The organism is Clostridium sp. CTA-1, from assembly GCF_054768215.1.
In genome coordinates, this window is record NZ_BAAAAP010000004.1 from 79,855 (window position 1) to 106,558 (window position 26,704).

A 26,704-nucleotide genomic window follows, 5' to 3' on the forward strand; every position below is an offset into this window, starting at 1 on the left:
ATTATTTTAAAGTATGATATAATTTCATTTAGATTAGTTATATGATAGGAGTGTTAGCAGTATGTTTAATGTACTTATTGTAGATGATGAAGCAGAAATAATTGAACTTATGGAAATATATCTACTAAATGACGGTTATAAAGTATTTAAAGCTACAAATGGATTAGATGCACTTAATATAATTAATGAGGAAAAGATTCATCTTGTGATTTTAGATATAATGATGCCAGGAATAGATGGGTTACAGGTTTGCATGAAAATTAGAAAAGAGTATAATATACCAATTATAATGGTTAGTGCAAAAGGACAAGAAATGGATAAAATACAAGGTTTATCTACAGGTGCAGATGACTATATAGTAAAACCATTTAGCACAATGGAATTATTAGCTAGAGTAAAAGCTCAAATAAGAAGATATGTATATCTTAATGAAAATCATAAACAGCTTGATAATAAAGATGTTATTGAAATAAAAGGTATTACTATAAACAAAAGAAATCATAAAGTTCATTTATTTGGGACAGAGTTAAAATTAACTCCAACAGAATATAAAATTTTGTTATTATTAGCCAGCAATGGTGGGAAAGTATTTAGTGCTGAAGATATATATAAAGAGATTTGGACGGAAAAATATTTTGAAGGAAACAATACTGTCATGGCTCATATATGGAGATTAAGAGAAAAATTAGAGGACAATCCAAAGGAGCCAAAGATAGTAGAAACAGTTTGGGGAGTTGGATATAAAATTGAAGCGTAGTATTAAATATAATATTCTTATAAACTTTTTTATAGCAATGGTATTATCAATAATATCAACACTTATAATAGTTTTTTCAGTAATTTTGGAGTTACACATTTTCCAACCAAGACTTTATATGAAGTTTATTAATGCATATAATAAAAATAGTTTGTTTATGTTAGAATTTACTATGATAATTTTTGTAGTTTTTATAGTGTTAATGTGTTTTATATTTATAAAAAGGATAAATAAAATTACTGATTATATAGAAGAAATATCACAAAATGTAAATATAGTAGCTAATGGAAATATGGATATAGACATACCTATCAGAACAGAGGACGAGCTAGGGGAATTAGCGTCAGATGTTAATAAAATGGCATATAGTATAGAAGAGCTTATGAGAAAAGAAAGACAGTGGGAAAAGCAGAAGAATAATTTGATTACAAATTTATCTCATGATTTAAGAACACCTCTTACATCAGTTGTTGGGTTTTTAGAGTTAATCCAGAAGAAGAAATATAAAAATGATGATGAGTTAAACCATTATTGTGAAGTTTCATTAAATAAAGCAAAGGAATTAAAGAATTCAGTAGACCAGCTTTTTGAGTTTACAAAGTTAAGTAATAGTGATGTAAAATTAAATATATGTAGTATATCTCTACACCAATTAATAGAACAAGCTGCTATTGGATTTATCCCATCGTTTGAAAATAGCGGTATGGAATATAGAGTATTTTCAAAAGACGCAGGATTAATAATAAACGGAGATGCTACTTTACTTGCTAGAGCGTTTGAGAATATAATATCTAATGCTATTAAATATGGAAGTGAAGGTAAATATTTAGATATACATATAGAAAAAGAGAATAATATGGCTGTAGTTAGTTTTGTGAATTATGGAGATATAATAGAAGAGAAAGATGTGAAAAATTTATTTGAAAGATTATATAGAACAGAAAAATCTTGTGATAAAAAAGAAGGAACTGGACTTGGGCTTGCAATTGTAAAAACAATAGTAGATTTACATAATGGGGATATAGATATTATGAGTTCTAAAGAAAAAACAGAATTTAAAATAAGATTACCATATTAAGTTCTATGAAATAAAAAAAATAGTATTAAGTTAGTTTTTTATTTTAAGGAACTTAAGTAAATAAGGTATTTTATAATAAAGAAATTAAAAATAAAGGAAAACTTTTATGGAAGATTAGTATTATATAAATAAAGGGTTTAAATCTATTTCTAGACGAATAGGTGGGAACGTTATAATGATAAAATTATTGATTTTATAAGTGATGATATGTGCAAAATAATAGAGTAAGAAAGATATAAATATAGTCATAAAAAAATATGTTATTCATATATATTTGTGCGCAAATTAATATGTTAATATAATATATTAAAGAGAAATTTGAGAAGGTCCATTTTGTATAACAAAATGGACCTGTTGCAATTGTACATGGAATTACTATTTTTTATAAAAATGCATATTGGATATTCATTTAATACTTTGTGGAAATTTAAATACATTAAGAGGATCGTATTTAAATTTTATACATTTAAGTCTTTGAACATTCCCACCATAATAATCATAAAGATAATTTGGTAAAGGGTAATAAGGGAAATTAATATAAGAACCACTAGTAATATTATAAATATATTTAGAATTTCTATTTATCCAATTAATATTATCTTGTTTATATGAATTATTTCTAAAATTGGTTTCCAGTAATATTATATAATTACTATCTCTATAATAAAAAGCAGTATCTTTTTTATCAATTTCACTAACTTGTCCACCAAGCCCATATACGTTTAATTCAGTGGTAATAGAACCACTAGGCTTTTCTTCATTAATTAAATCAATTAGGTTTTTTAATGTTTCATAAGAATAGGTCTCTGATACGAATCTACCATAAGATATAAAGTATTCATATCGAGGATATACAGAAGCTATAATTTCGGTAGCTTGTAAAAAAGAAGTATATTCATAACTTAACTCATAGCCCTCAATTTTACTAAAAGGAACTAAGAGTTTATTTAATTTTTTAGGTGTACCATAAAGGAGGCCTGTACAAATAATATTTACATCATCAATTACTGAGTTGACTATGCTACCTTTCATATTAATTTTATTAGAAGTTGTAGTAATCCAATTCTGCCAAGTATCTAAAAATTTAAGTTGAGTATCTTTACTTGGGTTAGTGTAGTAAATATTAAAAATAGTTACTTTATCTACCTTAGGAGGAAGTTTAAATGTCATTGATACTACTATACCAAAATTTCCACCGCCACCACCTTTACATGCCCAAAATAAATCAGAATTAATATTCTTATTTGCAGTTAATAAACAACCTCTATAATCAATCATCTTGAGTTCAAGTAAGCTATCACAAGTTAAGCCAAAATATCTAGATGAATATCCCCATCCACCTCCAAGTACTACACCACTAATTCCAACAGTAGGACATGAGCCACCTGGAAATGGATATTCACTTGCTCCAAGAAAATTATAAACTTGTCCTAAATAAGCTCCACTTTGAACAGTAACAGTATTGCATTCATAGTTTATTTGTATTTTATTTAAATTGCTAATATCAATAATTAAAGCATCATCAGCTATTGAAAAACCTTCATAATTATGACCACCACAGCGAACTCTTATTTTAAAATTATTTTTTCTAGCAAATAATATAGATTTTTTTACATCTTCATAAGTTTTACAATAGGCTATAGCAATTGGATATTTATCAATAGCTCTATTCCAGACTTGTCTAGCATCATTATAATAATTATTTATAGGAGTAATCACTTCGATCAATTTCATCACCAGCTTTAAAAATAGTTTTTAATTTATCTTATAAAGGTAGGAGCAAAAAGGTGATAAAATTTAGATCATAATAAAATTTTCATTAGAAAAAGATATTAATAAATATAGGGTAATTTACATAGAGAGATATATAATAATGTAGTGAAATACACAGTGTCATAAATAACATTTAGGGTAATAAATTACATACGTCATTATACATGACTATACTTTTAAGATATATTGATAATGATTAAATAAAAACTTAAAATATCATTAAAGATAAGTGGCCATTATCAAAACAAAATTAGGAGTGAATGTTATGAAAAAATATAATGTAGTTATTGTAGGTGGCGGAAGTACTTTTACACCAGGATTTTTAAAATCATTTTGTAGATGCAAGAAAGATTTACCTCTTAATAAGTTAGTATTATTTGATATAGATGCAGAAAGACAAAAGCCAATTGGAGAGTTTGGTCAAATCTTAATGAAAGAAAATTATGAAGGATTAGATTTTAAATATACTACTGATATTGAAGAAGCTTATAAGGATATGGATTTTGTGTTTATGCAAATGCGTGTTGGTGGTTTACACATGAGAGCAAAAGATGAGCACATTCCTTTAAGTATGGGGCTTATAGGACAAGAAACTTGTGGAGCAGGTGGAATGGCTTATGGATTAAGATCTACAAAAGAAATGATCAAAGCCATTTATGATATAAGAAAATATTCTCCCAATGCATGGATACTTAATTATTCTAACCCAGCAGCAATTGTTGCAGAAGCATTGAGAAGAGAATTCCCTAATGATAATAAGATTTTAAATATTTGTGATCAGCCTGAAAATGTTGTACGCTCATGTAGCCGTCTGTTAGGATGTGATTGGGAAACTTTAGATCCTGTATATTTTGGATTAAATCATTATGGTTGGTTTACACACATATATGATAAAAATACAGGAGAAGATTTATTACCTAAATTAAAAGAATTAATTAAAGAAAAAGGATTCCTACCTCAAGATGCAGAACAAAGAGATCAATCTTGGTTAGATACTTATGGAATGGTTCAAACACTTATGAATGATTTTCCAGATTATCTACCGAATACTTATGATCAATATTACTTATATCCAGATTATAAGGCTTCTCATCTTGATCCAAATTTTACGAGAGCAGATGAAGTTATGGCTCATAGAGAAAACCGTGTTTTCACTGAATGCAGAGAAGTAATCGATGCAGGAACCACAGAAGGAATTATAAAAATTGAAAGTGATGCTCATGCAGAGATGATGATAGAAGTTGCAGCATCTATTGCTTACAATAAAAATAAAAGATATATAATTATTGTAGAAAATAATGGAGCAATAAATAATATGCAAGATGATGCTATGGTAGAAGTAGTTGCTGAACTTGGCATTAACGGACCAAGACCTATGAGAGTAGGTAATATTCCACAATTTTATTTAGGATTATTAGTAAATCAAGTATCTTGTGAAAAATTATTAATAGATGCTTATTATGAAAAATCTTATAACAAAGCATTACAAGCTTTTACGATTAATAGATTAATAAATGATGGAAAGAAAGCTAGAAAAGTATTAGATGCATTAATTGAAGCAAACAAAGGATATTGGCCAGAACTTAAGTAGAATAGGATTTAAAAAGTTTATTAAGAAAGGTAATTAAATAGATACAACCTTAATTACCTTTCTTATATTTAGAATTTTTAGAAAAGTCTGCATATTCATGTAATTTGAAGAGCTTTAGAATATTGAAATATCACAAATGTTTAATTAAAAAGGAGAATGTGTATGAACAAAAAAAATAAAATAATGGACTTCTTCTCTGCCTTAGGTAGAAGTTTAATGTTACCAATTGCTACTTTAGCTGCTGCAGGTTTAATATTAGGTCTAAGTTCTGCACTACTTAAACCACAAATTCAAGCAGCATTACCTTTTTTACAAAATTCAGTGGTTGTATATGTTTTAACTTTAATTAAAACGATTACTGCTACAGTTTTTGGAATGATTCCAGTATTATTTGCTATATGTATTGCTTTTGGATTAGCAAAAGAAGAAAAAGAGATTGCAGCATTTGCAGGATTCATTGGCTATTATACATTTTTATTAAGTGCATCAATTATTATTAATTCCGGAGCATTTAACTTTGCTTCACTTAAAATGTCAAATATTTTAGGCATTGAGAAAACCATAGAAATGGGAGCTTTTGCAGGTATCCTTACAGGTATATTAACATCAATGCTTCATAATAAATTTTATAAAGTTGACTTCCCTATAGCTATTGCCTTTTATGGCGGAAAGAGATTTGTAGCAATTGTAGTTATAGGAGCCATGACCCTTCTTGGACAAGTTATTCCATTTGTTTGGGTTCCAATTTCATCAGGAATAAATTCTTTAGGAAGTTTAATTGCAAGTTCAGGACATACAGGTGTATTTTTGTTTGGATTCTTAGAAAGAATTTTGATTCCTACTGGACTACACCATGTTTTAAATGGTGTATTTCGTACAACATCTGTAGGTGGAGTATATCAAGGAGTGGAAGGATGTTTAAACATATTCCTTCAATTCTTTGATAAAGTAGATATTTCTCAATTAAAACAATTTACAGCTTTCTTAGGACAAGGTAAAATGCCATTTATGATGTTTGGACTTCCAGCAGCAGCCTATGCTATATATAAGACATCCCCTGATGATAAGAAGCCTAAAGTAAAGGCCCTAATGCTTGCAGGAGTTGCTGCATCTATTGTATCAGGAATTACAGAACCATTAGAATTCTCATTTATGTTTATTGCTCCACAACTATTCTTATTTCATGCTATAATGGGAGGTATTTCTTTTGGTATATTAAGTTTACTAGGTGTTGCAATTGGAAATACTGGTGGAGGAATTATTGATTTCTTGATTTATGGAGTTTTAGTACCTGGATCAAGATGGTATATTGTAATATTAGTAGGTATAGTATTTGCAGTTATTTATTATATGGTATTTAAGTGGTATTTCACAAATAAGAATATTTCTATTGATGTAAATGAAGATGTTGAAGAAGAAGATTCTTCTAAATCTTCTTCTGGAAAAACTAATTTAGCTGTTAAAATTATTAATGGATTAGGTGGAATTGATAATATAGTAGCAGTTAACAATTGTATCTCAAGACTTAGAGTAGATATTAAAGATATGTCATTAGTAAATGAAGATTTATTAAAGAAAACTGGCAGTATGGGAATTGTGAAACCTTCTTCAACTCATATACATGTTATTTATGGACCTAAAGTTGAAAAAGTAGCAAAGCAAGTAAAAGAAGCTATGAAATATTAAATTATATAAATATAAAAATAGCAACTTAAAATGATGCCATTTTTATAAATCTAATGCGAAACAATATTCATACGTGACATATATAATTCTATAATTATTTCTACAATGAATTGTATAGATAATCTGGAGTTAATATCAATGCCAGAAAAAAATCTATTTTGGGTTTTCCCAATTAAAACGATATCAGCTTTTTTAGCTAACTCACTATTAGGATTAGAAGTAATAGCTATAACAGTGCCAGTGTTGTTCTTACTAATTTCTACTGCTTTAACAATAGGGTCTGTGGATCCGCCAAAGCTTCCAATTATAAATACATCATTCTCATCCATTTGAGAAGCAGTTTGGTAAACAAGTGGAGGATCAAGGTAAAACATACATTGTCTGTTTAAGGATATTAATATATTATAAAGATATTCTAAAGACATTTGAGTAAGGCCCCTGCCAAATATATGAATATTCTTATCGCTGCAAAGATAGTCTACTATGCTATCTAATTGTTCTAGATTCAAAGATAGCATAGTTTCTTTTAATTCCAAAAGACGTCTAGAAAGTAGCCCATTAAGTCCTATAGAAGAATCATAGCCCTTATTTTTTAAAGTTAGAGATTTTTTTAGATTAAATTTTAGTTCATTAAAGCCATTAAAACCTAATTTTTTACACAATCGTAAAACGGTTGCAGTAGATACATAGGTGCTTTGTGCAAATTCATGTATACTCATTTTATAAATCTCAAATTTATTAGAATTAATATAATTTAATAAATCCTTTTCATTTGGAGTTAGTTTTTTTAAAATTTTTTCATCTAAGTCATCTATCATGATGTGGTTCTCCTTTTAATATAAATTATTAAATTTTGATTTATCTAAATATTTAATATAACATTCTATTATCATATCTACAATATAGAAAATACAGGTTCTATTTTTTATATCAGAATCAAAAAAATCTCTTTCTTTTATAAAAGTATAGAGATTTATATCTGCAATTTTAGATAATGGATTGTTAGTAAATGGAGTAATTGCCACAATGATTGTATTACTATTTTTAGCAATTTTAGCAAGCTTTAAAGTAGAAGGATTTGAGCCAGTAGAACTAGATAAAAATAAAACATCATTTTCCGTTAAATTATTTACAGCTTTATATGCTAAAGTATCTGTTTTATATAAAATAGTTTGACGACCAGTTGCTAAAAGATATCTTTGCATATATTCAAATGCCATATTAGTTAACCCATAGGAGAATAAATGAATTTTTTTATTGCTTAAAAGATAACCTACAATAGTATCTAATGTTTTTGTATCAAGAAGACGTCCTGTATTTTCAATTTCACTGTATAAATCTGCTACTATTTTTTTAGTAGAAACAGCTGTGGATTTAAGTGAATTATTGGAAGAAACATTATTTTTTAAAGTAAATTTAAGTTCGGAAAATCCACTAAGATTAAGTTTTTTACATAGACGTAAAATTGTAGCAGTTGAGAAAAAAACTTTTTCACTTAATTCCTGAATACTCATAGTAAGTACTTCATTGGAGTGGACATCGATATATTGAAGTACAGATAATTCACTTTGGGTTAATGTATTTAAAATACTATTATCGATACAATCTAACAATTTTCGTCAAATCCTTTCTTTATATTTCACATAAGTATATCAAAATAAATTATATCTTTCAAGAAATAGGAAGGATTGATAAATATAATAAAATAAATTACATTCTAGGAGGTTAAATATGTTTTCATTATTTAAAAAGAAAGAAAAAAATTTAAAATTAAAAGCTTATTTATCAGGAAAGATGATTTCAATTAATAAAGTACCAGATGAGGTATTTTCATCAAAAATCATGGGAGATGGATTAGCAATTATTCCAACTACAAGTATAGTAAAATCACCAGCAGATGGTGAAATTACAGTAGTCATGGAGGAATCTAAACATGCAGTTGGAATTAAATTCGAAAATGGAGTAGAAGCATTGATTCATGTTGGAATTGATACAGTCTCTATGAATGGAGAAGGGTTTGAAGTTTTTGTGAAAACAGGAGATTCAGTAAAAGAAGGACAAGATCTTATTATGTTTGATGAAGAATTAATTAAAAATAGAGGCTTATCAACATATACTATGTTAGTAATAACTAATTCTTCTGAGTATCCTAATATGGTCATAGAAACAGAAAAAGAGGTTAAGGAAAAAGAAAGTGTAATTATAACTTTCTAATAAAATTATGTTATTAATATTTAGATATGCAGATTTAAATAAAGGTAATTTTGTTCATAATTACTCCTCTAAATTTTATTTAGAGGAGATTTCTCTATTCAGAAAATTATATATAAATAATATTTATATATTTAATTTAATAAATGGTACAATTATATATATAATTGTTTAAAGGTTGTGATAATTTTGTATAGTATTATGATTATAGAAGATGACAAAAAGATGGCTAAACTTATAGAAAATCACTTAGAAAGATATGGATATAAAACATTTTTAATTAAAGATTTTTCAAATATAAAAGATGAAGTTCTAGATTGTAAGCCAGATCTTATTTTAATGGATATAAATCTTCCTTTCTTTGATGGATTTTATTGGTGTAGTGATATAAGAAATCATTCTAAAGTACCTATAATATTTATATCAGCTAGAGACTCAGATATGGACCAGGTTATGGCAATAGAGAACGGTGGAGATGATTTTATAACAAAGCCCTTTTCTTATTATGTACTATTAGCAAAGATAAAAGGTGTATTAAGAAGAGTATATGGTAGTTATGCTAAAAATGATACGGATTTTTTAAAGATTGGTGATTTAATATTATATACAAACAAGAGTATATTAGAATTTAAAGGGAGAAAAACTGAGCTTAGTAAAAATGAATTTTCCCTTTTATTATATCTTCTTAAAAATATAAATAAAATTGTTTCAAGAGATACTTTGTTAGAGATTCTTTGGAGTGATACTGATTTCATTGACGATAATACTCTTTCTGTTAATGTTACAAGACTTAGAAAGAGGCTAGAAGAAGTGGGCATTACTGATGCTATAGAGACAAAACGTGGCCAAGGATATATGCTAATTAATAATTGGGAGAGTAAAGAGTAGGTGAAGAAAATGAAATTTATAGATTTTCTAAAAGATAGGGTAGCTTATATAATAGTATATTTTATAAGTATATCTTTAGTTATTTTGATAATGCATTTGACCTTATTTATAAAAGTAATAGATTTTCCTATAACAAACATATTATATGCATATTTTGTTTCTATAGTTATACTTACTATATTTTTGCTATATGAATATTCAAAAGTAAGGGTATTTTATAAACAGATTTATAGGGCTTTAAATTCCGAAGATATTATAGAGGATATCGTAAATATAGATGAAGCTAGAACTAGAGAACAAAAACTTTTTACAGAACTATTAAAAAAACTACATAAATCATACGAAGGAAAGATTTATAAATATGAAGACATTCAAAAACATTACTCAAGTTTTATAAATCAATGGGTACACCAAATGAAGACTCCTGTATCTGTAATTAATCTAATATTAGAAGAAGAGAATTTATGTGAATGTAAGGAAGTTTTTGATAGTATTGGTGAAGAAAATGAAAAAATATCACAGGGCCTTAATATTATGTTGTATAATGCAAGAATAAATGAATTTAATCATGATTTTAATGTGGAAGATGTAGATATGCTATTTATTTTAAGAAAAGTAATAAACGATAATAAAAAATTACTTATTAGACATAAGATATTTCCAAAGATAGCAGGTGAAACTGCAATTGTTCAAACTGATAAAAAGTGGATATACTTTGTTATAAATCAAATTGTTATTAATGCAATAAAATATACAGTTGCAACAGAAAAAGACAAAAAAACTATAAATCTTAAAATAGAAGAAGATACTACAAAAATAATTGTAAGTATTGAAGACAACGGTATTGGAATACCGAAAGAGGATTTAGGACGAGTATTTAATGCTTTCTTTACAGGCAAAAATGGTAGAAAAACCTCTGAGTCTACAGGCATGGGGATGTATTTATCAAAGCGTATTTGCAGTGAGCTTGGAAATGAATTATACGTTGAATCAGAAGAAGGAGAAGGAACAACATTTTATATAGTTTTTTATAAAGGTAAAAACATATTTAAATTATAATCTTTCAAAATTGTAATGTTAATATCCAAAATGAAAGAGAAATCAATACAAAGATTTCTCTATTTTTTTTATAATAAACTTGTAGTTTAAAAGAACATATGAAGCAGGAGGTTTTTATTATGTCAATTTTAAAAGTTGAAAATATAACAAAAATATATGGTGGAAAAAAAGGTGGAATGAAATTTAAAGCACTGGATAAATTTAGTTTAGAAATTGAAAAAGGGGAATTTGTTGGAGTAATGGGACCCTCAGGTAGTGGTAAAACTACATTATTAAATATAATGGCAACTATAGATACCCCTACATCAGGAGAACTTTTTATAAATGGTACAAATCCTACAAGATTAAATGAGAAAAATATTGCTCTGTTTAGAAGAAAAGAACTAGGTTTTATATTTCAAGATTTTAATCTGTTAGATTCTTTATCTATTAAGGAAAATATAATATTACCACTTGTATTAGAAAAGGTTAAAGTACGTGAAATAGAAAAGAAAGTAGAAGATATCGCAAATCTTTTAAATATTAAAGATATTTTAAATAAAAAGCCTTATGAAATTTCAGGAGGGCAGCAGCAAAGAGCAGCTTGTGCTAGAGCACTTATCCATAATCCTTCTATAATTTTGGCAGATGAACCTACAGGGAACCTTGATTCTAAAGCATCTCAGGATGTAATGGAAACTTTAACAAATTTAAATACTAAAAAAGAAGCTACTATAATGATGGTTACTCATGATCCTTTTTCTGCAAGTTTTTGTAAAAGAATAATTATGATTAAGGACGGAAAATACTTTTTAGAAATTGTGAATGGGGGAAATAGGCAAGCATTTTTTAAAGAAATTATGGATTCCCTTTCACTTTTAGGAAGTAGATCAAATAATTATACACTGTAGGAGGAAGATTAAAATGACAATTAATAATATAGCTATTAAAAATATTAAAGGAAATTTAAATAAATATGCTATGTATTATTTGAGTAATGTAATAGTCGTAACTATATTTTTTATATTTGCTAATTTTATATATAATCCAGGTGTTAGTAGTGGAAATATTAGTGACAAGACTATAAGTGAAGTTGCCAGTAAACTAATGTATTTGTGCGAGTTTGTAATAATAATTTTCACTTTTATATTTTCAAATTATTCAATAACTACTTTTTTAAAGTCTAGAGAAAAAGAATTTGGACTTTTATCAATGTTTGGTTTAACTAAAACTCAAATAAGACGATATGTCATGTTTGAAAATATAACAATTTCAATTGTTTCTATTATAACAGGACTTTTCTTTGGAACTTTATTTTCAAAATTATTTTTTATGGCTATATCTGTAATTTTAGACTTGAATACAGAAATTCCATTTTCAATATCAAGTAAAGCTGTAAAAATAACAATATTAAGCTTTTTAATACTTCTTAATCTGATAAGTTTTATTACAAGCTTTAAAATAAAAAATAACAATATTGCAGAATTATTAAAAGGTGAGAGAATACCTAAGACAACACCAAAGTTTTCTAAGATAAAGTCAATACTTGGCATAGTACTTATAATTTCTGGATATATTGTAGGGATATTTTCTGGCACAGCTATTATAGCTACAATGATTCCAATACTTATAGTTGTAATAATAGGAACTAAACTTTTATTTTCTCAGTTTAGTGTGTTTTTCACAAATAAGCTTCAAAATAATAAGGGTGTTTATTATAAAGGGATAAATTTAATAACATTGTCTCAAATTATATATAAATTAAAAGATAATGCAAAGGTATTGTTTATTACTTCAATACTTAGTGGAATCACCCTTGCATCAGCTATATCAGTTTATTCTTTGCAAAAGGTAACTCTATCTTCACTTGAAGAAAATTGCCCACAGGATATAGGAATTATAGAGCAGGGTATAAATTCTCATAAAGTTATAGCTAATGGAAAAGTTGAAGATATATTAAAGAAATACAAATTTGATATAAAATATAAAAATAAAATAGAATTAATAAAAGGAAAAAACAATGATAAAGTAATAGAAAGTAAGAAAAGTACTTACGGTATAAAAATAAATAAAACTGATTTTAATATAATGTCAGAAAATAGTTTTAACGAACTTGCAAAACAGTATAATAAGAAATCTTTAGATTTAAAAAATAGAGAAGTAGTAATATATACCTACGATTTAACTAGTGGTATAGCTAATGAAAAAATAGAAATTCCTTTTAAGAATCAGAAAACTTTAAATTTAAATATTGATGGTAAAGTAAATAGTTTTAACATATTAGATAATTTAAAAGGTGGAGTTATAAATGCAGATAGCCAAAATACTAACACTATAATTGTTAGTGATAGTGATTTTAAAAAGTTGTGGAATAATGTTTCAGATGATAATAAACTTATTTATTATGGATATAACATCAAACATAATTTAAAGGCTACTAATGCAGTAACTGAAATAAAAAATTCAGTTACAAAAGGTCAAGAAGCATTCTTTACTGAAAGAGTAATAAGTGCAGCAGGTTTAATGCAATTTTTATCTGTACTTTTATTTATAGGAACTTTTATAGCAATGATATTTTTTATTGCGACAGGAAGTATATTATATTTTAAAATGTTTAATGAAATTCAAAAAGATAAACAAGATTTTATAGGACTAAAAAAGATAGGTGTTACACAGGAAGAAATAAAAAGGATAGTTAGTATTCAAAGTTTTACAATGTTCTTCTTACCACTTACAGTTGCAACCCTTCATGCTGCCTTTGCAGTAAAATCTGTAGGACTTTTATATACAAAATATTTCATATTTATTGCAGGAATATATTTAGTTCTACAAATAATATATTATCTATTTGCTAAATGGATGTATGTGAAACAAATTAATAGTTGGAACATTTAGTTGTTTTATGTACTTCTTATATAGGTATTAATTTAAATAACTAAGAAAATAAAAGCAATATGTTTTTTATTGTTAGAATCTATAAAAGTTTCAGGTTATGCCTGGAACTTTTTATATTTATAGATAATAAGTAGTTCACCATTTATAATAAAAATTATATTATAATATTGTAAGTTTTTATTTTTAAAATTATAACTTTAAATAAAAATTTAAAATTTGGAGTGAAATTTATGTTTGAACATTCAAGGCCTGCATGGATTGAAATAAATTTAGACAATTTAATTCATAATATGAAGGAAATAAGAAGAGTTGCTAAAAGCAAGGAAATAATAAGTGTAGTTAAAGCTGATGCATATGGACATGGTGCCTCAGAAATAGCTTCCCTTTTACTTGAAAATGGAGCCAATAGATTAGCGGTAGCAGTCCTTTCAGAAGCACTAGAATTAAGAAATAGTGGTATTACAGCACCTATTATTATTTTAGGCTACACTCCACTGCGATATGATGAAAAAACAATATGCAACAATGCTGAAACCATAATAAAAAATGGTTTAGAGGTATCTGTAAGTTCATATAAATATGCGGAGCAATTATCTAAGAAAGCACAACAACTAGGTAAAGATGTAAAAATTCATGTAAACATTGATACAGGTATGGGAAGATTAGGATTTTTGCCTACAGAAGAAAATTTAGAAAAAATATATCAAATAAGTAAATTACCAAATATAATATTTGAAGGATTATTTTCTCATTTTTCAACAGCAGATGAAAAAAATAAAGAATATACTAACGAACAATTTAAAAAATTTTTAGATTTTTATTATAAACTTAAAGATAAAAATGTAAAAATTAATATAAAGCATATTGCTAATAGTGCTGCTTTAATAGACTTACCATATACGCATTTAGATGCTATTCGACCAGGTATAGCTCAATATGGATATTATCCTTCATCAGAAGTTAATCATGAAAATATAAATTTAAGACCAACAATGACATTAAAGACAAATATTGTTCTTGTAAAAGACATTAAATCAGGTGAATCCATTAGTTATGGAAGAAGATTTAGAACAATAAGAAATAGCAAAATAGCTGTTCTTCCAATAGGCTATGCAGATGGATATGAAAGAGAATTATCAGATACAGATAATGTTTATAAAACTCAAGTTATTGTGAATGGAAGGCGTGCACCTATAGTAGGTCGAATAACTATGGATATGTGCATGATTGATGTAACAGATGTAGGTGATGTTAAAGTTGGTGACGAAGTTATATTAATAGGGGAATGTAATGATGAAAAGATTGCAGTAGAAGATATAGCAGATCTATTGCATACAATACCTTATGAAGTAACCAGTAGAATAAGTAAAAGAATACCAAGATATTATATACAGAATGGGAAAATAGTGAAAACGTCACAAATAAATAAAAAAGTAAATGAATAATTATAATAAATATGAATTTGTATCTATTATATTATGATTATTTTATATAAATATGAAAAGCCATCATAAGTGAGTGATGGCTTTTATTTATTTTATACTTATAAATTCTTCTATTATGTATATTTATTAATATATATGTTCAAATATACACATTAATTTAGTGAGCTTAAGATGATTAATAATATTTCTAATGTCCAAATCTACAGCAGTGTAAACGTTAAAAACATGTTATGAATTAACTTAAATTGTTTTTAAATACTGATTTTATATTCAAGTAGATTTAAAAGTTTGCTAAAGTGTAAATGTAAACATTTTAATAAATTTTTAAAGAAAGGAGAGAAATATTATATACGGAATAATTATTGATTTTACAATTTTTTCAACTTAAATTCAAGCCTTTATGTAAAAATTATAGGTTATATTTAAACAAAATAAAGCTATGTTTAAAAAGGAGATGTTATTAGTGAAAGATTTAATAGTAGACAAAATGCAAATGTTCGCCAAAGCTATAATTGTTCCCGTATTATTTTTGCCTATTGTAGGTGTAATTTTGGCTTTATCTTCTATTTTAAGTAATCCATCTATTGTAGGAGAAAGTGGGTTCCTAATGAACATAGGTAAATTCATTAGTAGTGGACTTTGGCCCATTATGACAAATTTAAGTATTATTTTCTGTGTGGGAATAGCTATGGGATTAGCAAAAGAAAAGAAAGCAGAGGCGGCACTAGTAGCAGTATTTTCATATTTAGTATATTTGGGAGCTAATAGCCAATGGCTTACTCTAACAGGAAAGTTAGTAGAATATAAGATTCCAGCAGATTTATATGGAACTGGACAGACTCTACAACTAGGATTTCAAGTAATAGACATGGGAGTTTTTCTAGGAATGATTCTTGGTGTGGTAGTGGCAATTATTCATAATAAATATTGTAATAAGGAATTCCCAGGAGCCTTTGGATTATATGGAAATACTAAATTAGTATTTATAGTTTTAACTCCTATTACATTAATATTAGCAGTAGTGTTTAGTTATATTTGGCCTGTAGTAGCTGCTGGTATTAGCGCGTTAACAGGTTTTATAAATGCAGCCGGAGCTATAGGAGTATTTTTATACGGATTTTTGAATAGATTCTTAATTCCAACTGGATTACATCATTTAATATGGACACCGTTTTCTTACTCTAACATTGGAGGAGAATTGATTATAAATGGACAAAAATACTATGGAGCTTACAATATATTCTTAGCACAGCTAACTGATCCGGCTATAAAGGTTTTTGATCCATCAGCAAAATATTTACAGTATGGTATGGTTAAAATGTTTGGATTGGCAGGAGCAGCCTTAGCTTTTTATAAAACATCTAAACCTGAAAACAAAGTTAAATTAAAGTCTATATTGATACCAGCAGTAGCGACATCAATATTAGTTGGAATCACAGAACCTCTAGAATTCACATTTTTGTTTGTAGCACCATTTTTATGGGTAGTGCACTCAGTATTGGATGGTATATTCGAAGCAGTAGTTTCATTATTAGGAGTTAGAACTTTTGCAGCGAATGGATTTATAGATTTTATAGCTTATAATTTACCAGCAGGAATGGCTAAAACTAAATGGCCTATATTCATAGCTGTTGGATTAGTACAATTAGCAGTGTATTTCTTTGTATTTAAATTCTTAATTAAAAAATTTAATCTTAAAACTCCTGGTAGAGAGGATAAGGAAGTAAAGTTAGTAGCTAAAAAAGATTTTAAAGAAAATTTGGCTAAAGCTTCAGGAGAGGTTGCGGCATCTAAAGATTCAGATTTAGCAGGGATAGTAGTTGAAGCCTTAGGTGGAAAAGAAAATATAGAAAGTGTTGATAATTGTTTTACACGTTTAAGGTTAAAACTTAAAAGTATAGACCTAGTTGATGAAACAGCTTTAAAAGGAACTGGAGCAGCTGGTGTAATAAAGAAAGGTAATAACGTTCAAGTAATATATGGACCAAAAGTAAATGGAATCAGAAATATAGTAGATAAATATCTTGGTAATTAATATTAGAAAAATTCAAAACGAATTACTATTTAACTTAACTTGTTTTTTTATAAGGCTTTTGTATTTAAATAGACTAAAAAGTTTGCTAAATTATAATCATAAACATTTGATATCAAAAATTTATGATGTAAAGAAAGTTGATGAGATATCCTTAAAAGAAATTGCAACATATTGCTTAATAAATAAAAATACTTTTTAAATAAGTACCTAAAATTAAGCAAACAAATAAAGTTAAGGATGTAGTCAAAACAATTAATGGTAAATAATTTATAATATGAAAATAAATACAAAATAAAATTAGAAAGAAGGAATAACTATGAAAAAATTCTCAGTAACAATAGCTGGTGGTGGAAGTACATTTACGCCAGGAATAATATTAATGCTGTTAGATAACTTGGATAAATTTCCTATAAAAAAATTAAAGCTATACGATAATGATAAAGAAAGACAAGAAGTAGTTGCTGGAGCTTGTAAGGTTATTTTAAAAGAGAAGGCACCAGAAATTGAATTTTTAGCTACAGTAGATCCAGAGGAAGCTTTTACAGATATAGACTTTGTTATGGCTCATATAAGAGTAGGTAAATATGCAATGCGTGAATTAGATGAAAAAATTCCTTTGAAATATGATGTACTTGGACAAGAAACTTGTGGTCCAGGAGGAATGGCTTATGGTATGAGATCTATTGGTGGAGTTATTGAAATACTTGATTATATGGAAGAATATTCACCAAATGCATGGATGTTAAATTACTCTAATCCAGCAGCAATAGTTGCAGAAGCTACTAGAAGATTAAGACCTAATTCAAAGATATTAAACATATGTGATATGCCAATAGGTATAGAAGTACGTATGGCTGAAATTTTAGGATTAGAGTCAAGAAAGGATATGTCAGTTCGCTATTATGGACTTAACCATTTTGGCTGGTGGACAGACATACGTGACAAAGAGGGAAATGATTTAATGCCAAAAATAAAAGAACATGTTTCTAAACATGGCTATGTAGTTGATAAGGGAGATAGCCAACATATTGAAGCAAGTTGGAATGATACCTTTGCTAAAGCAAAAGATGTATATGCTGTTGATCCAGATACATTACCTAATACTTATTTAAAATATTATTTATTCCAAGATTATGTTGTTAAACATGCTAATAAAGAATATACAAGAGCAAATGAAGTAATGGATGGAAGAGAAAAATTTGTATTTGGAGAATGTAGAAAAGTTATAGAAAAACAATCTACAGAAGGTTGTGAACTTCACATAGATGAACATGCTTCTTATATAGTTGACCTTGCAAGAGCTATAGCATACAATACAAAGGAAAGAATGTTGTTAATTGTAGAAAACAATGGTATAATTGAAAATTTTGATCCTACAGCTATGGTTGAAGTACCTTGTATTCTTGGAAGCAATGGACCAGAACCATTATCAGTAGGTAAGATTCCACAATTCCAAAAAGGATTAATGGAACAACAAGTATCTGTAGAAAAGTTAGTAGTTGAAGCTTGGATAGAAAAATCTTATCAAAAATTATGGCAAGCTATTACACTTTCTAAGACAGTAACTAGTGCATCTGTTGCTAAGAATATTTTAGATGATTTAATTGAAGCAAATAAGGATTATTGGCCTGAATTAAAGTAGTATTTAGAGATAATTTATTATATTTTTTATAAAATACGAGATAATAGGAACAATCAAAAGAGACTGGCAAAAGTAGGTTAAAACCTATTTTAGACAGTCTTTTTTGAAAATTATACATTTGTAATAAAGTAAAAACTAAAACAGTTTATATATAGTTAAATAAATTATAGACTACATAGATTATATATGTATTGTGTATAGAATAAGTAAAAAGTTTTGTGTAGTAATATACACGAGATATTATTAGGAGGAATTAAATGTTTAAAAAATTTAAATCTTTTTTATCTAATGATAAATCAGATATTCAACAAGAAAATTTAAATGAAGTATTTGTAAGTCCTATTTCTGGAGAAATAATAAGTCTAGATGATGTTCCAGATGAGGTATTTTCACAAAGAATGATGGGAGATGGGTTTGCCATACAACCTGAAAATGGAGATGTATTTTCACCAGTGGATGGAACGATTACAGCAGTTTTTCCTACTAAACATGCTATCTCTATAAAAAGCAAATCCGGAGTTGAGATTTTAATCCATTTTGGATTAGATACAGTTAACTTAAATGGAGAAGGTTTTCAGGTCTATGTTGAGGAAGGAAGTGTAGTAAAGGCAGGGGAGATCTTATTAAAGGTTAATATCGAGGAAATAAAGAATAAAGTGCCCTCTGTTGTTGTTCCTATAATATTTATGGAGCTTAATGGAAAGAGTTTTAGTTATAATATTGGAAAGGTTGCGGCTAAAGAACAGAATGTAATAACCTTAAAATAACATCTTGTTAATTTTTATAAAGTATATGTACATATTTTGAATTCTAACTATGATAATTATATATTTTAAGTTTATTAGTTTATAAAAATTTCTAACACATGTTCCTTTGTTATATTTATTTTCTAGTATTTAATAAATGTATTACTTAATATTTTAGTAATGAAAATATCTATAGGTAAGTAGCTTAGTCAAGTAGTCATTACTTTTAATTCAGCAGAATGTGAGATATAATATAGTAATGCAATTAAAATAATATTTATCAATTAAATAGTAAGGTCTTTATAACAGAGGTGAAGTATATGAAGTTAGATATTAGTAAGATTGTAGATAAATATCACTTAAGCAAAGTAGAAGAGAATATATTAATTTATATTATAAATAATATAGACCATGTTAAAGAAATAGGGGTAAGAGGAGTAGCAAAGGAACACTACACCTCTACTACCACTATTGTGAATTTAGCAAAAAAAATAGGGTATTCTGGATTCTTAGATATGTATTATAATTTAAGTTTTACTTTGAAGGATAAGAGAAATTATTTTAATAGCGGAAAAAATAATAAATATTATGGAGTAGAATTAGAAGAACTGTTAGCACTAATAGAAGATAAAGATATAAGTGATTTTATAGATTTATTAATAAAAAATAAAAATGAAGTTATATATACTAATGGGTTAGCATTTTCATACTTTATTGCACAATATTTTACTAGAAAACTTATAGTTCTTGGTTTTAAATGTATTTATTCTGAAGCATATGAAAGTTATGATGTAAATGCTATAAAAGCTAAATTACTAATAGCTATTTCTAAATCAGGTGAAACAGATTTTATAGTAAGGGCTTCTGAATCTGCTAAGAAAAATGGAATAAAAATAGTTTCTTTTACAGGAGAAGCAGAAAATACATTAGCTAAAATGTCTGATATTAACTTTAAAATATATGATATGCATACTATAGATGATCGGAATAAATTGTCTAATTCATTCTATCCTAATACATTAATGCTATTTGAATTTTTAATAGGTAAATATTTAGAAAGAATTAAAGTTGATTCAGTTTAATACCAAAAATTTAGTATTGGATTTCATCAAAATGTTTTATTTCATTGGTATGTTTTCTAATCTTATTAAGGGGATAAGCTTTGTATTTTTATCAAATTCAATATGAAGTTCTTGTCCATATTTATCAAGATCACTTAACCATCCTACTTGTTTCATATAATCAACTTTTCCAGTACCATAGGCTTTAATAACATCATTATATGCTGATTCTAAAGTGATATCTTTTGGTAATACTAGAGTGTTTTTGTATGAATCTTTTGTCTTTTTTATTTCAAATTCCCTTTAATAAATGGGTTGTTTAATATTAAAATAACTTGTTTTATATAATAAACTGTGTTATTCTTAATAAGAACTTAAATTAAGAGTAAATAATGTAACACAAATATATTTCAATTAGTACTTAATAAATATAGTATGGTGATATCGAAATTTTATTAGTGGGTTATTACAATGAATTTAAGAATAAAATTTCGGAGGTACACATTATATGAATGGTACAGTAAAATGGTTTAATGGAGAAAAAGGATTTGGATTTATTACAGGAGAAGATGGAAATGATGTTTTTGCACATTTTTCTCAAATAAATTCAGAAGGTTACAAATCACTTGAAGAAGGTCAAAAAGTTTCTTATGACGTTGTTAAGGGACCAAAAGGACCTCAAGCAGAAAATATCACTATTATTTAATTAATGAATATTTTACCCCTTGAATAGCTAGTCTATTTAAGGGGTTTTTAGTTGTTTATAAATCTATACAAGATTTGTTTCAAATATGAAAAAATTATCCTAAGTTTTAGTAGCCTATTTAAAAAATATGAAGTAAACTTACAAGTTGCATAGGTTATTTAAAAATATTATAATTTATACTAATAAAGGAAAATATATACCAAGAAGAAGATTTACTATTATGGATGAAATAGACTATTGTATAAAGAAATACTTGTTGTAAGATAAGAAAGAATTTTAGAATATGTAGAAGATTAATATGAAATATTAAAAAATTAAATAATGAACAGGGGGAGATTATTTATGGATGATAAGAATGTAATGTCCTACAGCAAAGAAGAGTTAATACGAAAAATATTAGAAAAAGATAAGGATTTAAAAGGCAGTAATATTGATGAAGAATTATTTCATGAACTTATTAGTGGTAAGATTTCAAAGAATATAAATAATGCACATGATAACAATTTAACATTAGGACAAAGAACTGCTGATAAAATAGCTACATTTGGTGGAAGTTGGACATTTATAATTACTTTTGGTGTAGTATTATCGATTTGGATTATAGGTAATGCTGTTATTCTAAGTAATAAATCATTTGATCCATATCCTTTTGTATTTTTGAATCTAATATTATCTTGTCTTGCGGCTATACAAGCACCAATAATAATGATGTCACAAAATCGTCAAGCGGAAAGAGATAGATTAACTGCTGCAAATAACTACCTTGTTAATTTAAAATCTGAAATTATAATAGAAGATTTGTACAATAAAATTGATATGTTAATAGATCAACAGGAAGAATATAAAAAAAATCAAGAAATATTATTAAAAAAAATAGAAGAATTAAAACCTAATTAATTTATAATGACTTTATTCTAAATGATTTTGAAAAGGTTTAAAGATCTTATAGATAGATGTAGAAAAAAATAAAGCCTCCAATGAAAAATGAAAGTAGATTTGTCAATCCAAATAAGTAAAATCTTATTGAGATGATAATTTTTGTATTTTTATTAAATTCAATATAAAGCTATCATCCAAATTTACTGATATCTTCAATAAAATTGGAAGTCCATTCTGCTTGTTTTATATAATTAACTTTTGGAGTATCATAAGCTTTAATAACATAGTTATATGTTGATTTTAAGGTAATGCCTTTTGATAATAAAGCAGTATTTTTTATAAACCTATCCTTTGTTTGCCATTAAAACTATAATTTTACAGTAAAAAGAATTTATAAAACTATTGACTTTAATTATAGTTAGAACTACAATAGTTACAACGGGAGTGATAATAATGAAAATAAGCAGTAGATTTTCTGTAGCGGTTCATATTTTATCCATATTATCTATGGAAGATAAAAACTTATGTACTTCTGAGTGGATAGCAGGTAGTGTAAATACCAATCCCGTTGTTATACGAAGAGTAATGGGAATGTTAAAAAGAGCTGGTTTAGTTAATGTTATAGCAGGTACTGGTGGAGCTTATTTATTAAAGGATTTAGATCAGATAACATTGCTAGATGTTTATAGGGCTGTGGATGTAGTGAAAGAGGGAGAATTATTTCAATTTCATGACTCACCAAATATAAATTGTCCTATTGGTGCAAATATTCAATCTGTTATGGAAGGTGTTTTGTTAAATGCCCAAGAAGCTATGGAACAGGTATTAGAGAATGTAACCATGGAATATATAGTTACAGGTATAAGAAAAAAAATTAAGAAATAAATCAATTTTTTTTATAATGGGTGTAACTCACAAAGTTACAACTGCTTATTAAATTCATAACTTGTAGAAATAAGTTAATTAGCATAGATGAAAATTTTTTTGGAATTGTTGTAATCAAAATAGTTACAACTAAAAATAGGAGGTTATTAAAATGTCATTAAATATTAAAGTATATTTTGATTTTGTTTGTCCATTTTGTTTTTTAGGAGAGGAGAGTTTAAGTGAAGCCATAAAAGGAAAGGATGTAAATATCCAATGGATGCCCTTTGAATTAAGACCAGAGCCATCACCTAGAATAGATCCTTGGAATGATCCTTCAAAATTAAATGCCTGGAATAATTTCATTGAACCCATAGCTAATAAGTTAGGAATAGATATGAAATTACCGAAGCTTTCACCTCATCCATATACTAACTTAGCTTTTGAAGGATATCATTATGCAAGTGAGCATGGAAAAGGAGATGAATATATTAAAAGAGTTTTTAAGGGATTTTTCCAAGAAGAATTAGATATTGGAAAAATTGAGATATTAGCTAATTTATCTGAAGAAATAGGTTTAAATAAAGAAGAATTTATAAAAGTTTTAAAAAACAGAAAATATAAGGATAAGCAAGAAAAAGCATTAAAGCATGCTTATGAAGAAGCTAATATTACAGCAGTACCTACAATAATTATAGGTGATGAAGTAGTTCAGGGTAATACTTCAAAAGAAAGTTTAGAAAAAATAATAAATAAACAATTAATAAAAAATAATTAATTTTATAAATGGAAGGAAGAGATATTATGAAAATTGCTTTAATTGGATCAACAGGAAATGCAGGAAAGGTAATATTAAAGGAGGCTCTAAACAGAGGACATGAGGTTATCGCTATTGTAAGGGATGTATCAAAGATAAAAGATACTAATGAAAATTTAACTGTAATGCAAGGAGATATTTTAAAATTAGATACATTAGAGGATAAATTAGGGGAAGTAGATATTTTGGTTAGTGCTTTTGGACCTAAGGTTGGAAAAGAAGATACATTAATAGAAGCAACTAAGAATCTAATAACTTTAGCTAAAAAATTAAATGTTAAAAGACTTGTAACAATGGGTGGAGCAGGAAGTTTAAAGGTTCAAGGAGACGTAGAATTAGTCCATACAGAAGGATTCCCAGAGGATTGGAAACCAATAGCTTTAGCTCATTCAAAATCTTTAGATATATATAGAAATGAAAAAGAAATAAATTGGACATATTTAAGTCCGGCAGCATTAATATCACCAGGAATAAGAACAGGAAGATACTCTGTTGGAGATGAATATTTGGTTGTGGATGAAAAAGGAGAAAGTAAAATTTCTTTTGAAGATTTTGCGGTAGCTATGGTAGATGAAATTGAAACTCCTAAACATATTAGAAGTAGATTTACAGTAGCATATAAGTAAAATACAGATTTAAAAGTGAAGATATTATGTTTAGTATCTTTATATAGACAATAGTATATTAATAAAGTAAATAAAATGTAATGAGCTTGTATATTGATATTCACAAAAATAAGAGAATAAAATATAAAAAATATCACCCCAATTTAAGCAGTTTCCTTAACATTTACAGGTAAAACCTATGATAGTTTTGTCATAGGTTCTTATTTGTATGAAAATGATTTAAATTCAAATAAAAGAAAATATGACTTTAAATGATTATAAAATACAAATAACAATTTTTTTTGTAATTTTAAGTTAAGATTATAATAACTAGTATCGATATTTACAGTGAATATTTAAAATAAATTTAATTTAAACTGAAAAGGGGCGCATAAAATGGAGAAAACTTGGAGTTTTAGTTTTGAAAAAATACATAAGGTTAATTATATAACTATATTTGCAATGTGTTTACTTATGAGTCTAACCACTATGTCAATGACTAACTTTGTAATAAATATAGATGAATTATTCCCCTTTATAATAGTAATTATAGTTTCAACAGTAGTATATTTTTTAAAGCTAAAGGATATGACAAAGGCAATAATCTTTAGTTCAGTTATAATATTTTCAAACTTTGGATATTTTTTATTAGGAAATTTTAACGACAAAACTATAGCTTCTGATATATTAGTTTTTATTGCAGGAATTATATGTGCAACATTATACTTTAGAAAAAACTTGTTAGTTATAAATGCAGTTCTCTTAGATACGTGTGTTATAATTTTGTTTTTAGTAAATCCTAGTAGCATTTTGAGTAAAAATTTTTCATTTTCAAACATGTTAAATTTTTTTGTAATATTAAACGGTGTTATAATTTTAATTTATTGCCTTACTAGTTGGGGTGGCAATCTAATTCAGTCAGCAAATAATAAATCTTTAGAAAGTAAGGAGTTACTTGATAAATTAGATTTACTTTTATTAAATATTAAAGAGAGTACTACCGATTTAGATAATAATATAGATATTTTTTCTGAAGATATTAACCTTGTTAATGCCACTAGTGATGATATAAGCAATACTATGGGTCAAATAAATATTGGAGTTCAAGAAATAGTAGAGAGCATTTTAGGTATAAATTTAGGAATAGAGAAATCTAATTCTTCACTAGACAAGGTGAGAAATATATCTAATAGAATATCTACAACATCAAATGAAATGAAGGGAAATGTTATTGATGAGTCTGAAAAAATTAACTCTATGAATAGCACTATGAAAATGATAAAAGGCGCGGTAGAGGTATCTTTAGATACAGTAAATACATTAAAAGGTAGTATTGATAAAATAAATTGTGAGATTAATAGTATTTATGAAATTTCAGCTCAAACTAATTTGTTGTCATTAAATGCAAGTATAGAAGCTGCTAGGGCAGGTGAATATGGCAAGGGATTTTCAGTAGTCGCAGAAGAAGTTAAAAAACTAGCTCAGCAAACAACTGAAATAGTAAAAAATATCTATGAAATTATTACAGAAATTAATCTTATTACGAATGATGCAGTTATTAAGGTATCTGAGGGTAATACAGCCGCAGAAGAGGGAACCAAGGTTGTTGATAATGTTTATACTTCTTTTGGTAAAATTCAAGAGTATTTTGAAAAAATGAGTGGATATTTAGATGAAGAACATAGATTTGTTGAAAATGTAGTAGAGAATTTTGTTCCTATAAAAATGGAGCTTGAGGGAATAGGAAGTATTACTGAAGAACATTCAGCGTCCACAGAAGAAATCGAAGGCATAATTAGGGAGCAAGGTGAAAAGATTAGTTCAATGGCATCAGCTATAGAGGAAATTAAAACATTAAGTAAAAATCTAAAAGACCTTTCTTCCAATAGGTAGGATTAAGTAAATTTATAAAAAATAATGCATTAAAATATTATACTTTTTAAAAGTGATTTAAGGGAAAAATAGGACTGTACTGGGAAAATAGTAT

Annotated in this window: 23 protein-coding genes; 20 read left to right on the forward strand and 3 right to left on the reverse strand. The window is 26.9% G+C overall.

Features of this window, described 5'->3' with window-relative positions; all coding sequences use genetic code 11:
- Nucleotides 1-61: 61 nt before the first annotated feature.
- Entirely contained in the window at nucleotides 62-757 is a 696-nt protein-coding gene (locus ACYUEW_RS04340) for a response regulator transcription factor (protein WP_045516073.1), read from the forward strand.
- Nucleotides 747-1,835, forward strand: coding sequence for a sensor histidine kinase (locus tag ACYUEW_RS04345; RefSeq protein WP_243129421.1), 1,089 nt, complete (start codon nucleotides 747-749; stop codon nucleotides 1,833-1,835). The genes ACYUEW_RS04340 and ACYUEW_RS04345 overlap by 11 nt, the downstream gene beginning before the upstream one ends.
- A gap of 405 nt (nucleotides 1,836-2,240) precedes the next feature.
- On the opposite strand, the gene ACYUEW_RS04350 is transcribed toward ACYUEW_RS04345, so the two are convergent.
- The gene (locus tag ACYUEW_RS04350) at nucleotides 2,241-3,563 is read right to left on the reverse strand and encodes an FAD-dependent oxidoreductase (RefSeq protein ID WP_043031020.1); all 1,323 of its coding nucleotides are present in this window, start codon (nucleotides 3,561-3,563) and stop codon (nucleotides 2,241-2,243) included.
- Nucleotides 3,564-3,873: 310 nt separating this feature from the next.
- Here ACYUEW_RS04350 and ACYUEW_RS04355 point away from each other — a divergent pair, with 310 nt between their 5' ends.
- Complete coding sequence (locus tag ACYUEW_RS04355; protein ID WP_460276288.1) at nucleotides 3,874-5,199, forward strand: 6-phospho-alpha-glucosidase; 1,326 nt, start codon at nucleotides 3,874-3,876, stop codon at nucleotides 5,197-5,199.
- 162 nt (nucleotides 5,200-5,361) lie between these two features.
- Nucleotides 5,362-6,885 (forward strand): PTS transporter subunit EIIC, encoded by a 1,524-nt coding sequence (locus ACYUEW_RS04360; protein WP_003487638.1) that lies wholly within the window; start codon nucleotides 5,362-5,364, stop codon nucleotides 6,883-6,885.
- 50 nt (nucleotides 6,886-6,935) lie between these two features.
- Here ACYUEW_RS04360 and ACYUEW_RS04365 read toward each other — a convergent pair whose 3' ends face one another.
- Together ACYUEW_RS04365 and ACYUEW_RS04370 are read right to left on the reverse strand one after the other, a co-directional pair.
- Nucleotides 6,936-7,703, reverse strand: a complete 768-nt coding sequence (locus ACYUEW_RS04365; RefSeq protein WP_012704340.1) for a MurR/RpiR family transcriptional regulator — start codon at nucleotides 7,701-7,703, stop codon at nucleotides 6,936-6,938.
- A 15-nt stretch (nucleotides 7,704-7,718) separates the two neighbouring features.
- A complete protein-coding gene (locus ACYUEW_RS04370) occupies nucleotides 7,719-8,498 on the reverse strand; it encodes a MurR/RpiR family transcriptional regulator (protein ID WP_030033059.1) in 780 nt (259 codons plus the stop codon).
- A 118-nt stretch (nucleotides 8,499-8,616) separates the two neighbouring features.
- On the opposite strand from ACYUEW_RS04370, the gene ACYUEW_RS04375 reads away from it, so the two are divergent.
- The 16 genes from ACYUEW_RS04375 to ACYUEW_RS04450 all read left to right on the forward strand — a co-directional run bounded on the left by ACYUEW_RS04375 (nucleotide 8,617) and on the right by ACYUEW_RS04450 (nucleotide 26,610).
- On the forward strand, nucleotides 8,617-9,099 hold the full coding sequence (locus tag ACYUEW_RS04375; protein ID WP_003487633.1) for a PTS sugar transporter subunit IIA: 483 nt from the start codon (nucleotides 8,617-8,619) through the stop codon (nucleotides 9,097-9,099).
- Nucleotides 9,100-9,285: 186 nt separating this feature from the next.
- Nucleotides 9,286-9,984 (forward strand): response regulator transcription factor, encoded by a 699-nt coding sequence (locus tag ACYUEW_RS04380; protein WP_042385853.1) that lies wholly within the window; start codon nucleotides 9,286-9,288, stop codon nucleotides 9,982-9,984.
- A 9-nt stretch (nucleotides 9,985-9,993) separates the two neighbouring features.
- The gene (locus ACYUEW_RS04385) at nucleotides 9,994-11,043 is read left to right on the forward strand and encodes a sensor histidine kinase (protein ID WP_265203399.1); all 1,050 of its coding nucleotides are present in this window, start codon (nucleotides 9,994-9,996) and stop codon (nucleotides 11,041-11,043) included.
- A gap of 119 nt (nucleotides 11,044-11,162) precedes the next feature.
- The gene (locus ACYUEW_RS04390; RefSeq protein WP_085333797.1) at nucleotides 11,163-11,933 is read left to right on the forward strand and encodes an ABC transporter ATP-binding protein; all 771 of its coding nucleotides are present in this window, start codon (nucleotides 11,163-11,165) and stop codon (nucleotides 11,931-11,933) included.
- Between the two features lie 13 nt (nucleotides 11,934-11,946).
- On the forward strand, nucleotides 11,947-13,917 hold the full coding sequence (locus ACYUEW_RS04395; protein WP_003487628.1) for an FtsX-like permease family protein: 1,971 nt from the start codon (nucleotides 11,947-11,949) through the stop codon (nucleotides 13,915-13,917).
- Nucleotides 13,918-14,147: 230 nt separating this feature from the next.
- A complete protein-coding gene (gene alr / locus ACYUEW_RS04400; RefSeq protein WP_265203396.1) occupies nucleotides 14,148-15,362 on the forward strand; it encodes an alanine racemase in 1,215 nt (404 codons plus the stop codon).
- A 463-nt stretch (nucleotides 15,363-15,825) separates the two neighbouring features.
- A complete protein-coding gene (locus ACYUEW_RS04405) occupies nucleotides 15,826-17,397 on the forward strand; it encodes a PTS transporter subunit EIIC (RefSeq protein ID WP_460276289.1) in 1,572 nt (523 codons plus the stop codon).
- Between the two features lie 316 nt (nucleotides 17,398-17,713).
- The gene (locus tag ACYUEW_RS04410; protein WP_265203712.1) at nucleotides 17,714-19,039 is read left to right on the forward strand and encodes a 6-phospho-alpha-glucosidase; all 1,326 of its coding nucleotides are present in this window, start codon (nucleotides 17,714-17,716) and stop codon (nucleotides 19,037-19,039) included.
- A 257-nt stretch (nucleotides 19,040-19,296) separates the two neighbouring features.
- Entirely contained in the window at nucleotides 19,297-19,806 is a 510-nt protein-coding gene (locus tag ACYUEW_RS04415; protein WP_003487624.1) for a PTS sugar transporter subunit IIA, read from the forward strand.
- A gap of 299 nt (nucleotides 19,807-20,105) precedes the next feature.
- Complete coding sequence (locus tag ACYUEW_RS04420) at nucleotides 20,106-20,867, forward strand: MurR/RpiR family transcriptional regulator (RefSeq protein ID WP_003487623.1); 762 nt, start codon at nucleotides 20,106-20,108, stop codon at nucleotides 20,865-20,867.
- A gap of 487 nt (nucleotides 20,868-21,354) precedes the next feature.
- The gene (locus tag ACYUEW_RS04425; RefSeq protein ID WP_003356423.1) at nucleotides 21,355-21,552 is read left to right on the forward strand and encodes a cold-shock protein; all 198 of its coding nucleotides are present in this window, start codon (nucleotides 21,355-21,357) and stop codon (nucleotides 21,550-21,552) included.
- Between the two features lie 342 nt (nucleotides 21,553-21,894).
- Nucleotides 21,895-22,449 carry a DUF1003 domain-containing protein gene (locus tag ACYUEW_RS04430; protein ID WP_265203713.1) on the forward strand — a complete coding sequence of 185 codons (555 nt, stop codon included), beginning with the start codon at nucleotides 21,895-21,897 and terminating at the stop codon, nucleotides 22,447-22,449.
- Between the two features lie 435 nt (nucleotides 22,450-22,884).
- Nucleotides 22,885-23,316: an Rrf2 family transcriptional regulator gene (locus ACYUEW_RS04435; RefSeq protein WP_003355791.1), complete on the forward strand. Its 432-nt coding sequence runs from the start codon at nucleotides 22,885-22,887 to the stop codon at nucleotides 23,314-23,316.
- A gap of 151 nt (nucleotides 23,317-23,467) precedes the next feature.
- Entirely contained in the window at nucleotides 23,468-24,073 is a 606-nt protein-coding gene (locus ACYUEW_RS04440; protein ID WP_460276290.1) for a DsbA family oxidoreductase, read from the forward strand.
- A 26-nt stretch (nucleotides 24,074-24,099) separates the two neighbouring features.
- Nucleotides 24,100-24,738, forward strand: coding sequence for an NAD(P)-dependent oxidoreductase (locus ACYUEW_RS04445; protein WP_042385845.1), 639 nt, complete (start codon nucleotides 24,100-24,102; stop codon nucleotides 24,736-24,738).
- Between the two features lie 375 nt (nucleotides 24,739-25,113).
- Nucleotides 25,114-26,610 (forward strand): methyl-accepting chemotaxis protein, encoded by a 1,497-nt coding sequence (locus ACYUEW_RS04450; protein WP_460276291.1) that lies wholly within the window; start codon nucleotides 25,114-25,116, stop codon nucleotides 26,608-26,610.
- Nucleotides 26,611-26,704: the final 94 nt, after the last annotated feature.